The sequence below is a fragment of the Sporofaciens sp. St.21A7 genome (assembly GCF_059728535.1).
In genome coordinates, this window is the sequence record NZ_BAAGFN010000001.1 from 361,001 (window position 1) to 374,571 (window position 13,571).

16 protein-coding genes are annotated in these 13,571 nt (G+C 35.1%); 13 read left to right on the forward strand and 3 right to left on the reverse strand.

Going from position 1 to position 13,571, the window contains the following annotated elements:
• Window positions 1-76: 76 nt before the first annotated feature.
• A complete protein-coding gene (locus tag AC6I3O_RS01755; RefSeq protein ID WP_004074337.1) occupies window positions 77-814 on the reverse strand; it encodes a GntR family transcriptional regulator in 738 nt (245 codons plus the stop codon).
• Window positions 811-1,521: a GntR family transcriptional regulator gene (locus tag AC6I3O_RS01760; protein WP_004074323.1), complete on the reverse strand. Its 711-nt coding sequence runs from the start codon at window positions 1,519-1,521 to the stop codon at window positions 811-813. The genes AC6I3O_RS01755 and AC6I3O_RS01760 overlap by 4 nt, the downstream gene beginning before the upstream one ends.
• Window positions 1,522-1,847: 326 nt before the next feature.
• On the opposite strand from AC6I3O_RS01760, the gene AC6I3O_RS01765 reads away from it, so the two are divergent.
• The 9 genes from AC6I3O_RS01765 (at window position 1,848) to AC6I3O_RS01805 (ending at window position 10,562) form a co-directional block, all read left to right on the forward strand.
• Window positions 1,848-2,843 (forward strand): SIS domain-containing protein, encoded by a 996-nt coding sequence (locus tag AC6I3O_RS01765; RefSeq protein WP_004074321.1) that lies wholly within the window; start codon window positions 1,848-1,850, stop codon window positions 2,841-2,843.
• Window positions 2,844-2,852: 9 nt separating this feature from the next.
• A complete protein-coding gene (locus AC6I3O_RS01770) occupies window positions 2,853-3,704 on the forward strand; it encodes a PfkB family carbohydrate kinase (protein WP_004074319.1) in 852 nt (283 codons plus the stop codon).
• 16 nt (window positions 3,705-3,720) lie between these two features.
• Window positions 3,721-5,001, forward strand: a complete 1,281-nt coding sequence (locus AC6I3O_RS01775; protein ID WP_004074317.1) for an ABC transporter substrate-binding protein — start codon at window positions 3,721-3,723, stop codon at window positions 4,999-5,001.
• 71 nt (window positions 5,002-5,072) lie between these two features.
• Window positions 5,073-5,966 (forward strand): carbohydrate ABC transporter permease, encoded by an 894-nt coding sequence (locus tag AC6I3O_RS01780; protein ID WP_004074315.1) that lies wholly within the window; start codon window positions 5,073-5,075, stop codon window positions 5,964-5,966.
• Complete coding sequence (locus AC6I3O_RS01785) at window positions 5,959-6,768, forward strand: carbohydrate ABC transporter permease (protein WP_004074313.1); 810 nt, start codon at window positions 5,959-5,961, stop codon at window positions 6,766-6,768. The genes AC6I3O_RS01780 and AC6I3O_RS01785 overlap by 8 nt, the downstream gene beginning before the upstream one ends.
• 31 nt (window positions 6,769-6,799) lie before the next feature.
• On the forward strand, window positions 6,800-8,833 hold the full coding sequence (locus tag AC6I3O_RS01790; RefSeq protein ID WP_004074311.1) for a beta-galactosidase: 2,034 nt from the start codon (window positions 6,800-6,802) through the stop codon (window positions 8,831-8,833).
• Window positions 8,809-9,714 (forward strand): YitT family protein, encoded by a 906-nt coding sequence (locus AC6I3O_RS01795; RefSeq protein ID WP_022745518.1) that lies wholly within the window; start codon window positions 8,809-8,811, stop codon window positions 9,712-9,714. The genes AC6I3O_RS01790 and AC6I3O_RS01795 overlap by 25 nt, the downstream gene beginning before the upstream one ends.
• Before the next feature lie 110 nt (window positions 9,715-9,824).
• Window positions 9,825-10,262 carry a hypothetical protein gene (locus AC6I3O_RS01800; RefSeq protein WP_497849465.1) on the forward strand — a complete coding sequence of 146 codons (438 nt, stop codon included), beginning with the start codon at window positions 9,825-9,827 and terminating at the stop codon, window positions 10,260-10,262.
• Between the two features lie 18 nt (window positions 10,263-10,280).
• Window positions 10,281-10,562 carry a hypothetical protein gene (locus AC6I3O_RS01805; RefSeq protein ID WP_004074305.1) on the forward strand — a complete coding sequence of 94 codons (282 nt, stop codon included), beginning with the start codon at window positions 10,281-10,283 and terminating at the stop codon, window positions 10,560-10,562.
• 21 nt (window positions 10,563-10,583) lie between these two features.
• On the opposite strand, the gene AC6I3O_RS01810 is transcribed toward AC6I3O_RS01805, so the two are convergent.
• Complete coding sequence (locus AC6I3O_RS01810) at window positions 10,584-10,790, reverse strand: mobility-associated LCxxNW protein (RefSeq protein WP_004074303.1); 207 nt, start codon at window positions 10,788-10,790, stop codon at window positions 10,584-10,586.
• A 240-nt stretch (window positions 10,791-11,030) separates the two neighbouring features.
• Between AC6I3O_RS01810 and AC6I3O_RS01815 the strand changes: the two genes are divergently transcribed.
• The 4 genes from AC6I3O_RS01815 to AC6I3O_RS01830 all read left to right on the forward strand — a co-directional run bounded on the left by AC6I3O_RS01815 (window position 11,031) and on the right by AC6I3O_RS01830 (window position 13,544).
• A complete protein-coding gene (locus AC6I3O_RS01815; protein ID WP_159749836.1) occupies window positions 11,031-11,366 on the forward strand; it encodes a helix-turn-helix domain-containing protein in 336 nt (111 codons plus the stop codon).
• An 888-nt stretch (window positions 11,367-12,254) separates the two neighbouring features.
• On the forward strand, window positions 12,255-12,695 hold the full coding sequence (locus AC6I3O_RS01820; protein ID WP_004070293.1) for a sigma factor-like helix-turn-helix DNA-binding protein: 441 nt from the start codon (window positions 12,255-12,257) through the stop codon (window positions 12,693-12,695).
• The gene (locus tag AC6I3O_RS01825; RefSeq protein WP_004070291.1) at window positions 12,679-12,927 is read left to right on the forward strand and encodes a helix-turn-helix domain-containing protein; all 249 of its coding nucleotides are present in this window, start codon (window positions 12,679-12,681) and stop codon (window positions 12,925-12,927) included. The genes AC6I3O_RS01820 and AC6I3O_RS01825 overlap by 17 nt, the downstream gene beginning before the upstream one ends.
• 428 nt (window positions 12,928-13,355) lie before the next feature.
• Window positions 13,356-13,544: a DUF6462 family protein gene (locus tag AC6I3O_RS01830; RefSeq protein ID WP_004070289.1), complete on the forward strand. Its 189-nt coding sequence runs from the start codon at window positions 13,356-13,358 to the stop codon at window positions 13,542-13,544.
• Window positions 13,545-13,571: the final 27 nt, after the last annotated feature.

Genomic DNA, 13,571 nt, shown 5'->3' on the forward strand with positions numbered 1-13,571 from the left:
AGTATTATTTTGTGTATATTCTATCTTGTTTTGTTTATGGTGCATACACATACTAAACGGTAAAATTAAAGTGAATTTAGATATCATTTGTGACAAAGCGCACTTCAAGTTTATCAGGGCGTGAATAACTTTCTGTATATTCAACTAAATTACCATTTTCATCGTATCCTATGAATTCAATATAGTTGACGATAGAGGTGGCACTTGGAAGATGAAGGTGCTTTTGAAGTTTTTCGCCAGCTTCTACCATCATCATTGTCTCATTAAATTTTACAGGCAAATGATTTTTGGATTTCATATAATCATAAAGCGATATGTGCTCAAAATTGTAATTATCGATATCTGAAAAAAAATGAATAGGAACATAGGTAAACTCAATTGCAAGAGGTTCCTTGTTTCCAAGACGAATTCGATGAATACCGTATATTTCATCTTCTTCAGAAAGTCCAAGTTTATCTGCAAAGTATTTTCTGTTTTTGATTATACCTGTGCCTAAGCATTTATTGGAAATTTCAATACCAAAGTTACGAACTAAAGAGGTAAAGCTGGCATTTTTTGATTCATTTAGTACTCCTAAAGCAACTCGATTTTGTTCGGGTTTGCGGACAAAAGTTCCCTTTCCGTGAACGCGAATTAAGTAATGTTGGCTAATTAATTCGTCAAAGATGTCATGAATCAAATACCGACTTACACTATACATTGTTGCAAAATCCCGTTCGCTAGGAAGCAACTCCCCAGGAAGATATTCCTGTGTTTTAATTTTTGTAATGATACTAGATTTTATTTGTGCGGCTAATACATCATCATTGCTCATAAAACTACCTCCCTGATAAAACCAAAACGATCAATTAGCATATTATTTTCAAAAAAGACTGCAAGATGTCCTTGTTTATCATACATGAGCCCTTTGTATTTCATTAAAGGGCTATCAACAGGAATATTTAAAATTTGAGCAGTCTTTGTGTCTGCGTAAAGTAAGGTGACTTTTTGATTCGATTTTGCCAAGGTTATTTGACAATTGTTTGTAATCAAATCAATTGCAGGAGCAGAAGCAGCAATTTGTTGGGTGAGATCTGGATAGATATATTCAGGAATATACGTTGTATTGATACAAATTAGTTGAGTATCATCTGAATAAAGCCAAACAATTTTGTATATTTTCGATTTTTCAGGAAGTAACATTTCGCTTGCAAGATAGTTATCTGCTTCTATTTTTTTGAAATCATATAATTCGTAAGTTAATTGTCCGCTATCTTCCTCTGAATGTAAGGAAAAATTACGAATGGATTGTAAAATGCGTTTAGGCGCTACGTAATAACCACTTCGTGGTTTTGAGATAATTGTTTTATCTTGAAGTAACAGATTCAAGGCTCCACGAACAGTTAAGCGTTGTACATGAAACAGCTCTGCCAGCTTTCGTTCCGAAGGCAGTTTGTCACCTGGAAGATAGTGTTCTTCCTTTAGCATGTATTTGATTTCTTTTGATAATGCAACATCTAAAGTTAATAAATTTTTTTTCATAAGAACTCCTAATATTATAATTTACTTGTAACTTATAATCAAATTATACGTTGTCAGTTCTTAAAAAGCAAATGGAAAGGAAAAAAGAAATGAATAAATAAAAAATAAATATAAAAACTGGTATAGTAAATTTGAAATGTGTTTCATACCAGAATAAAAGAAATATATGCATTGTGTATAAATAAATGCATTTATATTTAAAAAAATTATAAAAAATACAACAATATTCAATATTCTTTACATGAAGTATTGAAAAAATAAAAAAATGTGGTATATTAAATTTAAAAATAGTCACCAATACAAAGGAAGGGAAAGGAGAAAACACTATGTTGAAATTTAATGAACAGAAACAGATTGAAAGTGTGAATGGAGCGCTTGCTCTGAGAAATCAAATTAATGAATTGATTGATGGAATTTGTAAAGAAGGATACAAGAATATTTGTTGGCTCGGTATCGGTGGAACATATGCATCTTGCCTCCAGGCAGAGGTTCATATGAAAGAAAAATCAAAACTTTCATTTTTTGTTGAAAACGCAGCAGAGTATTTGACAACTGGAAATAAAAAAGTTGGAGAAGGAACTATTGTAATTATTTCGTCTGTTACAGGAACAACTTCTGAAATCGTAGATGGAGTAAAAAAAGCACAGAAGAGTGGAGCAAGGGTGATTGGTTTTATTGATGTTGCTACTGCAGAACTTGCAAAACTTGTAGACTATGTGATTACATATCCTGCCAATGAACAATTGAAATTTTATATGGTAGCAGATAGATTTATGTACAATGCAGGAGAATTTCCAGAATATGAGGATTTATACAAGGAGTTGGATCAGTATTTGGCAACTGCACTTGTGGAAGTTGAAAAGGAAGCAGATGCTTTCGGAGAAGAATTTGCAAATCGTCATAAGGACGACAAAATTCATTATTTTGTTGGGGCTGGGAACCAGTATGGTGCCACATATTCTTATGCAATGTGTTATTGGGAAGAACAGCATTGGATTCGTACAAAATCTATCCACAGTGCAGAATTTTTCCATGGAATGTTAGAAATAATTGACAAAGATACACCAGTTACAGTATTTATTGGGGAAGATTCTCAGAGATCATTGAGCGAGCGCGTTGCAAACTTCTTGCCACGCATTTGTGGAAAATACAATATTATTGATACCAAGAAATTTGAATTAAAAGGAATTAGTCCAGAGTACAGAGGATATATATCACATTTAGTGATGCATGCGGTAACACAGAGAATTGATGTACATATGGAAAAAGTCAATTGTCATCCTATGGAAATCAGAAGATATTACAGATGTCTGGACTATTAAGGTGGCAAAATGGACAGAAAGATAAGAGTAGCAGCAATAGGAGATAATTGTATTGATTATTATGATTCATTGAATGAATCTTATCCAGGGGGAAACCCAGTGAATGTTGCTGTATACATAAAACGATTAGGTGGAGAAAGTTCTTATACAGGTGCTGTTGGAACTGATTCATTCGGAAAAATCATGATAAGTGCAATTCAAAATAAAGGAGTCGATACTTCTCATATTCAAGTGCTGGATGGAAAAACCGCAGTTACACATGTTGACATTGTAGATGGAGATAGAGTGTTTGGAAAATATGAAGAAGGTGTTTTGGCAGACTTTAAGCTAAGAGAACAAGACATTTCCTTTATAAAGAAACATGATTTAGCGGTTACAGGAATTTGGGGAATGATTGAAGATGAGCTTCCACTTATTTCGAAAGAAATTCCAGTTGCATTTGATTTTGCCAATAAATTTGCAAATCCAACTGTTGAGAAAGCGATTCCATATGTGACATATGCATTCTTCTCTTTTGACGAGGAATCACGCAATGAGTTTAGACAGAAATATCATAGCATGGGCTTAAAAGAAAAAGAAAATTGTACGGAACAATTAAAGGAATTCATGAAAGCAATGCAACAAAAAGGACCTAAAGTCATTATTGCAACATTGGGGAAAAATGGAAGCATTGGGTATGATGGAAATTCTTGGTATCGATTTGGAATCATAGAGTGTAAAGTTGTTGATACAATGGGTGCAGGCGACAGTTTTATTGCCGGATTTTTATATGGGATTTTGAATGGATTGAATGTTCAAGATTCGATGGAAGCAGGAGCTCAGAATAGTGCGGTAACAATAGGGTATCAAGGGGCATGGTAGAAGGAGAATATAACAAATGAGAAAAAAAATAGTGGCAATTTTATTGATAGCTACGATGGCAATGGGTATTGCAGCATGCGGAGGTTCAGGGGACAAAAAAGACGATAATACAATTACAGTATGGTGTTGGGACAAAACATTTAATATTTTTGCAATGGAAGAAGCTGCAAAAATTTATCAAGAAGATCATCAAGATGTGAAAATTGATATTGTCGAAGTTGGAGATGTAGATGTACAGTCTAGACTTACTACGGCTGGTACATCAGGAGATCTAAGCACATTGCCAGATATTTTTTTGATGCAAGACCATGCATTCCAAAAAAATGTATTATCTTATCCAGATGTATTTACAGAAATTTCTGAAAAGAAAATTGATTTTTCAGAATTTGCTTCTGGTAAAACAGATTTTTCTGTTGTAGATGGAAAACACTATGGAGTGCCTTTTGACAACGGAGCAGCAATTGCTTGTTATCGTACAGATATTTTGCAAGAAGCTGGAATGACTTTAGAAGATTTTACAGATATTACTTGGGATGAGTGGGTTGAAAAAGGCAAAGTAGTACTGGAAAAAACAGGAAAACCATTATTGACAACGTTAGCAGGCGAATGTGATTTGCTTACGATGATGTTACAGTCTGCAGGAGCATCTTTGTTTAATGAAGATGGAACAACGAATATTGCAAAAAATGACACTTTGAAGAAGGTAATTGATACATATTGTAAAATGAAAGATTCAGGTGTGTTACAGGAAGTAAATAACTGGGATGAATACACTGGCTCAATGTTGAACAGTGAAGTTGCAGGTGTGATTAATGGGTGTTGGATTATGGGAACAATTCAGACAGCTGAGGATCAGTCAGGAAAATGGGCTATTACAAATATTCCAAAACTTACAAATGTAAAGGGTGCCACAAACTATTCAAATATTGGAGGTTCTTCCTGGGCAATCTCAGGGAATTGTGGAAACGTAGAGTTAGCAGAAGATTTTCTTGCGTCTACATTTGCTGGAAGTACAGAGTTATATGATAATATTCTCTCTTGTGGAGCAATTGCTGCATGGACACCAGCAGGAGATTCTGATGCATATGCAGTACCGAATGAATTTTTCTCTGGTGATGCAGTGTTTGAAAAAATAGTTGACTATTCAACAAAAGTTCCTTCTATTATTACGGGACCATATTTCCATGAAGCAAGAGACGCAATCTCTGTTGCGACAACAAATATTACAAATGGTGCAGATTTAGAGGAAGAGCTTAAAAAAGCGGAAGATACTGTTAATTTTAATATGGGACAGTAAGAGAGATTCCTATCATACAAGAGGATGGAATGTAGAACCATCCCCCTTATGGATAGAGAGGAGGAGTTTTTGTGTCTAACAAACCAAGAAAAATGACGTTGGAAAAAAAGCATAATTTAACAGGATGGGCTTTTTTGGCACCAGCAACATTTTTGATTGCGGTGTTTAGTTTTTGGCCAATGATCAAAGCGTTAGTTTTATCTTTTCAGACGGGGAAAGGTAGAAATATGCAGATGGCTGGATTTACAAATTACATCAGAATGTTTCAAGATGATGTATTTATTCAGTCAATAAAAAACACATTTTTTTATTTCATTCTTCAAGTGCCCATTATGCTTGTAGTAGCGTTGGTGTTAGCTTGTATTCTAAATAAAAAAGACTTACGGTTTAAAGGATTTTTCCGAACAATGATTTTTTTGCCGTGTACAACTTCATTGGTTGCGTATTCAATTATTTTTCGGTCTTTGTTTGCAAATGATGGATTAGTAAATTATGTTCTAGTGAATTTTGGAATTTTGGATAAACCATATAATTTTTTGACACAACCATTTGCGGCAAAAATGGTTATCATATTGGCTCTTTTGTGGAGATGGACAGGATATAATATGGTATTTTTCCTTTCTGGATTGCAAAACATTGAATATTCAGTATACGAAGCTGCAAAAATTGATGGAGCATCAGCAATACAGACATTTTTTAAGATTACTGTTCCATTATTAAAACCAACTATCTTGTTGACAGCAATAATGTCAACAAATGGAACATTACAGTTATTTGATGAATCAATTAACTTGACCGATGGAGGTCCTGCGAATGCTTCAATCTCTATGTCACATTACATATATAATTTATGTTTTAAGTATGTGCCGAATTTTGGATATGCAGCAGCGCTGTCCTTCTTTATATTACTGTTGGTTGCAGTATTAGCATTTATACAAATGAGGGTGGGTGATAAACGTGATTAAAAAAATGAAAAATATAGGAATGTATGCATTCTTGATTTTGGTTACTTTTATTTCAGTATTTCCTTTGTACTGGATGGTAAGTGCATCCACAAACAAAAGTGTGGATGTATCAAAAGGTGTATTATCGTTTGGCTCTCATTTGGGAGAAAACTTGAAAAATCTGCTGGCAAATCAAGAGGTAGGGGCTGCATTGGTCAATTCATTTAAATATGCAATATTACTTACAATAGTTTCGATGGTGATATGTTCCTTGGCAGGATATGGATTTGAAATTTATCATGATAAAGCAAAAGATGCCGTGATGGGTGTGATTCTTCTTGCAATGATGGTTCCATTTATTACGATATTGGTCCCATTGTTTCAGATGGTTGCAAAAATGAAAATGTTAAATAGTACGTTGGGATTCATTTTACCAACGGTATCAACCCCATTTTTAATCATGATGTTTCGGCAGAGTGCAAGATCATTTCCTCATAATATTATTGAAGCTGCCAGATTAGATGGACTTTCGGAAATTAGAATCTTCTTTCAGATGTTTATTCCTACAATGAAATCAACATATGCAGCGGCTATGACTATTACATTTATGAATGCTTGGAATAGTTATATGTGGCCGAAAGTAATCATGACACAATCCAAGAGCATGACAATGCCAATGGTTGTAGCAAATCTGACAGAGGGATATGTAACAGACTATGGAATGCTTATGTTGGCAGTCTTAATATGTACATTGCCTACCGCCTTAGTATTCTTTATTTTACAGAAGAATTTTGCAGAAGGTATTACTGGAGCTGTAAAATAATAAATGATATCTATAAAGAAAGGGATTAGAAATGGAATATAAAAAAATAAATATGCCAGGTCTTCTGTATGGTGGAGATTATAATCCTGAACAATGGTTAGATAGACCGGATATTCTTGAAGAGGATATCCGGTTAATGAAATTAGCGCATGTAAATAATGTTTCACTAGGAATATTTTCGTGGGCATTTTTAGAGCCAGAAGAAGGAAAATATCAGTTTGACTATTTAGAAGAAATTATTAACCGTTTATATGACAATGGCATCTATACAAATCTAGCTACACCAACAGGTGCAATGCCAAATTGGATGACTCAAAAATATCCTGAAGTAATGCAGACAGATGAAAACGGGATACAGAATTTACCAGGAAAAAGGCATAATTTTTGTTACACGTCTGCTGTTATGAGAGAAAAAACTAGAAAGTTGGATTTGAAATTATCAGAACGCTTTGGAAAACATCCAGGAGTAATTCTTTGGCATATATCAAACGAATACGGAGGAAATTTTAGGGATGCTTCTTGTCATTGCGAAGAATGTCAAAAAGCATTTCGGAAATGGTTGAAAAAAAAATACAAAACATTGGATGCATTGAATCATGCATGGTGGAGTGCGTTTTGGAGTCATACTTATACCGATTGGGAACAGATTCATTCACCTTCTCCGAGGGGAGAGGATGAATTACACGGTTTGAAATTGGACTGGAAAAGATTTGTGAGCGAACAGTTACAGGACTTTTGTAGAGAAGAGATTCGAGCTGTTAAAACATATTCGGATCTTCCAGTTACAACAAACATGATGATGTATTTTTCACCATTGGATTATGATAAATGGGCAGAGGAGTTGGATGTGATTTCTTGGGACTCTTATCCGAGTTGGCATACAAAAGAAGATGAAGTACCGATTGCTGTGTGGGCAGCCTTTATGCATAACCAGATGAGAGGATTTCAGAAGAAGCCATTTTTGATGATGGAATCAACACCATCACTTGTGAATTGGGATGAGGAAAATAATGTAAAAAGACCGGGGATGAATTACTTATCTTCAATGCAGGCAATTGCGTTAGGTTCGAATAGTGTTCTTTATTTTCAATGGAGAAAAAGCAGAGGATCGAGTGAAAAGTTTCATGGAGCGGTTGTTGATCATGATGCGTCAGAAAAGAATAGAGTTTTTCAAGAAGTTGCTTGGATTGGCAAAGATCTAGAAAAGCTAAGCAGTCAAATACTAAGTACATGTAATAGGGCGAAGGTAGCTATTATTATGGATTGGGAAAATTGGTGGGCTCTTTCTGACGCACAAGCAATATCGAGAAAATTTGATTATACGGAAGAACTTTTAAAATATTATCGGGTTTTTTGGGAAAAAGGAATTGAAGTTGATATAATTTCCATGGATCGAGAGTTGTTAGATTATCAGCTTGTGGTTGCTCCGACCTTGTACTTGCATAAAAAAGAGTATATTCATAAAGTAGAAGCATACGTGGAAGCAGGTGGAATATATGTAACAACTTATTGGAGTGGAGTAGTAAATGAAACAGATTTATGTTTTATTGGAGAGAGACCACATGAGAGATTGCTAGGATTATCAGTTGATGAGATTGATGTGGGGAATGAATATTTTCCAAATACTTTCTCCTATAAAGACGGTGTATATAAAGCCGGTGTGTTAAGAGAAGTTGTGACACTTCAAACTGCAAAGCCGTTGGGAACATACTTGCAAGATTACAATGTAAATACTCCAGCAATTACAGAAAATGCGTATGGCAAAGGAAAAGCTTACTATGTTGTTGTTCAACCAGATCTGGAATTTTTGAAAGAATTTTTGGGCGATGTAATTGAGGAAGCAAATGTGGAAGCAAATTTGACGGAAACATTACCTTATGGAGTTACTGTTTCAAAAAGAAGTGGAAAAGAACAGAAAGATGATGTATATTTTCTTCAGAATTTTAACAGACATCCTGTGAAGATGGTTTTGAATGAATGTTATACAAATTTGATTACTGATGAAATCCTTACAGGTTCAATAAAACTGCAAACATATCAATGTATTGTGATGCAAAAGAAATAAGATTCCGTAATAGGGAGGAACTCACATTGAAATCAAAGGCAAAGACATTTTTAATTGATATTTTACTTGATATTGTAGGTGGTTGTTTCATTGCGATTGGAGTCTATAATTTTGCAGTGGCATCTGGATTTCCGGTAGCAGGTATATCAGGTATTGCAATCGTGTTTTATTATTTTTGGAAAATTCCAATTGGTACAATGACGACAATTTTGAATATTCCAATTATTTTAATTTGTTACAAGTTGTTGGGAAAACAATTTTTTTTAAGATCAATAAAGACAATGTTAATTTCTAATATACTGATGGACTGGGTTGTTCCATTGTTTCCAGTTTACCAAGGTGATATGATGTTATCTTGTATTTGTATGAGTGTATTCTCAGGAATCGGATATGCATTAATTTACATGAGAGATACCTCTACAGGTGGAGCAGATTTTGTTTTGATGGCAATACACAAGGCAAAGCCACATATTTCTGTAGGAAAAATTATCATTGTTATGGATTTTATTATTGTAATTATTGGTGGAATTCTGATGCGTGGAAACATTGATAAGATTATTTATGGATTAATTGGAACGTATATTCTATCATTTGTCGTAGATAAGCTAATGTATGGCGTTGATGCTGGAAAACTTGCTTTGATTGTAACAGAAAAGGGACCACAAATTGCGGCAAAAATTGATGAGCTATCACAACGAGGGGCAACTTTGATTAAGGCAGAAGGAAGTTATACAGGACGTGAAAAAGAAGTATTAATGTGTGCATGTAACAATAAAGAAATGCATACGATTCAAAAAGCTGTAAAGAAAGTAGATTCATCAGCGTTTCTTGTTACAATAGAATCGAATGAAGTGCGTGGAAAAGGATTCAAGCCAATATAATATAAAAATTAAGAAGTTCTAGCATGGATCGGTATAAGATTGGATCCGGAACATTATCTTTGATTATGGAACGTTATCACGCGGGAGGAATTCCGATTGAAGAACTCCAGATGATGCCACCAAAAGAGGTGGAATTACTTTTTTATCCTCAGAAAAATATTAAAAAGAAGGATATTCCATTTCCAGATTTCCAGTACTACTATGATAGGATTCATGCCCCAAACAGTCGAGTAAATATCTCTTACTGCTGGTTAGATTACAAAGAGCATATTGTCTCACAGGAAAATATTCCAGGTTACAAAGAAATCGCAGAGAATATTTATGAAAATTCAGAGGTTTATCCAGTTGCATATGTGACCAGTCAATATCTTTCGGAAGAGGATTATAATACCCTGGAATTTCCATATAATCTGACAGCATTTCTTGACTTTGCTGTTGTGAAAAACAGAAGTTCCTGTGCCGGATGGAAGGAACAGCTTCAATCAAAGATACAGGAAGTAGATATTGGATTTCAATATAAAGAGATAGATAGCAGGCAGTCAGTATAATGGGAAAGTGAGCAGAGCATGCCCGATGTGGAAAAAATAATTATAATGAGTGATTATTTTAATGTTACTACAGATTATATCTTAAAAGGTATTGAAGTAGTCGAAAATAAAGAAGAAAAAAGTAAAGAAATTGTAGGAAAAGTGCTCTATATTGCATCTACAGCATTAATTGTGTATATTCCGTTCCAAGTGAACCACTTGCACGGTCAAACTGAGCCAGTCCCACGGAGGATGAGAGCCACCCTCACGGAGACTGAGCCAATGCTATTTTATGCTAATTATCAGGCAACTGCCTGTTAATTATAAATACAACTGAATAAATCATAGGTCATAATAATCGTCTGGTAATACAATGCCGTTTTCTTCCAGAAGCTTTTTCAGGAAATGTACCTGACGCTGGAGAGATTCTATTTCAATCCAGTTGCCATGACATAATTCATCGCATTCTTCCAGTTCAAGACGAGCTAACACATAGTCTTGCCACTTGATACAATGATGATCTTTACTGAATGCACAATAATTATTCATGGATGCCTCCTTTCTGGGCTGCTTTCAATCCGTGACGCTCACGCATGGATACCTTACCATCAATCAACACTTCATATGAATTGTGAATGATTCGATCCATGATTGCTTCTGAAATAGGACTTCCAGCAGCCTCTGTTGGAGTAATGCGTGAATACCACTCTACCGGTTCATACTGAGTACAAAAGATGGTGGATTTATCTGTGCATCTTGATTCTGCAATCTCAAGAAGGTCATATAGTTATGGAGTATGAAAAAGTACTTGGGGCGCACATAAAAGATATAAGGAAAAGGCGTAACATGACACAGGAAATACTAGCTGAGTTAGTGGGGGTCACTAGTCAACATATTAGTAATATAGAGACGGGAAAAACAAAAGTAAGTTTATCTACCTTCATTAAAATTGTAAATGAATTAAATATACCACCAGAGATGGTACTGGCTGAATGTATGAAAATTGAAACACCTGCCTTGAAGAATGAAATTATGGATATTATACAAGATTGTAGTCAGAAAGAATTGAAAATTATTGCAGAAATAATTGAATCTTCTAAAGTGATTTTAAGAAAAATAAGCTAGTATAACCATACTAAGCTATGTAGGTAAATTTTGGGTTAAAGGTATAGTGTAGAACGTCACGCTATTTGCTCCAGTTTCAAGCAAATTAATTTATCAAGAAAACCTTGGGGGTCTTCCACGGTAAACGCAAGCTTTTTGCTTATTTTGCTCTGTATGAAGTTTTCGTAATGAAAAAACAAATTTTGTACCTTTCAGAGCTTAATTACTTCAATTACTATAAGAGCACAATTATGCACATCTGCCAAATTGAATCAGTTCTGCTCTGAGTATTTTGTGAAAACAGAGATATGCGTTTACCGTGGGGGGTCTTCCATCCCCAAACCCCTGGAACCCTTGCCACAGCAATAATCAGCCATCTAATGATTGTTGTGGCAAGGCATAAAAAAGGGATTATATAATTCGACTAATTTGACTCAAAATGACCTCAAATAAAACGCAAAATAACAGTATAGGAATGTGGTGTTGCGATAGCTATATTAATTGATAAAAAGGTATGTACCAAAGCTTATTTATTTGCAGTGGGTTATATTAGTATAGCGTCTCAATCATTTTTTTGATTTATAAAAACCATGCAAATCCAATATCCATAAGGAAAAGCGGGAATTGTATTAGTAAAAAAATGATTGAGACATAGTATACTGACCATTTAACACTCTTAACCTTGAATCCAGGGTAAAAATTTATAATGAAATTAGGGTTACAACTTATGTGTTGTTAAAATACGTCCTGTGGGCATCTGTCCATCTGGGCGTTTTTTATATTTCTGAAAGATTATTAAAAATTTTCTTCCAGACCCGAACATTCGCATTGTCCCATTCGGGCTATTGAATGAAAGGGAAAATAGAAATCCTACCGTAATCCGGCAGGACGGGAAGGAGGTGAACTCGAATGAGGAAATCTTCTTCCTATGATGAAATGGCAGTCCGGAAACAATTTGACCGGATATGCAAACTGGCATTGAAAGGCGAAAAGATAGACTACCGCAGACATATCGCTTACAGGCAGAAGCATGAGGTGATGCTGTCGGAATTGTCAGAAAAGGATATGGGCAGACTTTTTACTGTGGATGACTATGGAGTGGAAAATCAATGGTTCCAGGTACTTGGCTATGATATAGAAGTGAAGGATATGTTGATTGCGGAGGCGTTGCAGGCACTTTCTGAAAAGAAAAGGGATGTGGTTCTGCTTTCTTATTTTATGGATATGAGCGATGCAGAAATTGGCAGGGCATTGAATCTTGTCCGTAGTACAGTCTATGAACACAGAAAGCGTTCGCTAGAATTGATGAAAAATATTATGGAGGAACATACGGATGAAAAGAAAAGGTAAACAGACTAAGAATGTCAATTTGCTGCCGTTCCATATTATTAAGGCAGCATCAGAAGGAGATATAGGGGCAATTCATAAAGTGTTGAGCCATTATGAAGGTTACATAGCAAGGCTTTCTATACAGTGTTTGTACGATGAATATGGACAGCCGCATTATTGTGTGGATGAAACCTTGCGTAAGAGATTGGAAACAAAGCTGATTACAAAAATATTGAATTTTGAAATAGCATAACCGGCAAATAGTTTCCTTACCCTTTCGGAAGCTGACAAAAATATTGTACCTTGACAAGTTCATATTGAGAATCCTGCAGGACGTATGGAGCAGTGGAGCTATTTAATGAATACGCCATGACTATCTGTATCTGCCACTTTGCGACATCATGTCGTAAAGTGGTAGGTATTGGAAACGATGGAATGTTGATTCGGACATTGAAGTAAAGATACGAGCGATAGATATTTGATTACTGGCAAAGGGACAGGAACTTTGCGGCGATGATGCTGTTTCTGATAATGATACTTCCGGAGTAAGCTGTTCCGGTCTGAAAAGATTGCAATTCCTACATGAAAACTGTTATTAGCAGTTTTTTGTATTCTATGGCGAATGGAGCTGTTTCCTGACAGCCACCTGCAGGGTAAAATTTTTTGGAAGGAGGGTAGAAAATGCCACGAAATATAAATAAGAAACGATTTGTCAGATACAAAGAGGGTGCGGAGTTATACAGTATGTGCCAGAGAAAGTTCGAGCAGATGGCAAAAGATGCAAATGCAATCTATAAATTGGATAAGCTGGTATTGGTAAATTGCGATATTTTTGAAGAATATTTAGAAACATTTAGAGTTAGAGGATAGTCAAATGAAGAGATTCTGAAAAAATAA

Coding starts and splice junctions, on each gene's coding strand:
- AC6I3O_RS01755 (WP_004074337.1), bottom strand. CDS start 814: ATGAGCAATGATGATGTATTAGCCGCACAAATAAAATCTAGTATCATT.
- AC6I3O_RS01760 (WP_004074323.1), bottom strand. CDS start 1,521: ATGAAAAAAAATTTATTAACTTTAGATGTTGCATTATCAAAAGAAATC.
- AC6I3O_RS01765 (WP_004074321.1), top strand. CDS start 1,848: ATGTTGAAATTTAATGAACAGAAACAGATTGAAAGTGTGAATGGAGCG.
- AC6I3O_RS01770 (WP_004074319.1), top strand. CDS start 2,853: ATGGACAGAAAGATAAGAGTAGCAGCAATAGGAGATAATTGTATTGAT.
- AC6I3O_RS01775 (WP_004074317.1), top strand. CDS start 3,721: ATGAGAAAAAAAATAGTGGCAATTTTATTGATAGCTACGATGGCAATG.
- AC6I3O_RS01790 (WP_004074311.1), top strand. CDS start 6,800: ATGGAATATAAAAAAATAAATATGCCAGGTCTTCTGTATGGTGGAGAT.
- AC6I3O_RS01795 (WP_022745518.1), top strand. CDS start 8,809: ATGTATTGTGATGCAAAAGAAATAAGATTCCGTAATAGGGAGGAACTC.
- AC6I3O_RS01800 (WP_497849465.1), top strand. CDS start 9,825: ATGATGCCACCAAAAGAGGTGGAATTACTTTTTTATCCTCAGAAAAAT.
- AC6I3O_RS01805 (WP_004074305.1), top strand. CDS start 10,281: ATGCCCGATGTGGAAAAAATAATTATAATGAGTGATTATTTTAATGTT.
- AC6I3O_RS01810 (WP_004074303.1), bottom strand. CDS start 10,790: ATGAATAATTATTGTGCATTCAGTAAAGATCATCATTGTATCAAGTGG.
- AC6I3O_RS01815 (WP_159749836.1), top strand. CDS start 11,031: ATGGAGTATGAAAAAGTACTTGGGGCGCACATAAAAGATATAAGGAAA.
- AC6I3O_RS01820 (WP_004070293.1), top strand. CDS start 12,255: ATGAGGAAATCTTCTTCCTATGATGAAATGGCAGTCCGGAAACAATTT.
- AC6I3O_RS01825 (WP_004070291.1), top strand. CDS start 12,679: ATGAAAAGAAAAGGTAAACAGACTAAGAATGTCAATTTGCTGCCGTTC.
- AC6I3O_RS01830 (WP_004070289.1), top strand. CDS start 13,356: ATGCCACGAAATATAAATAAGAAACGATTTGTCAGATACAAAGAGGGT.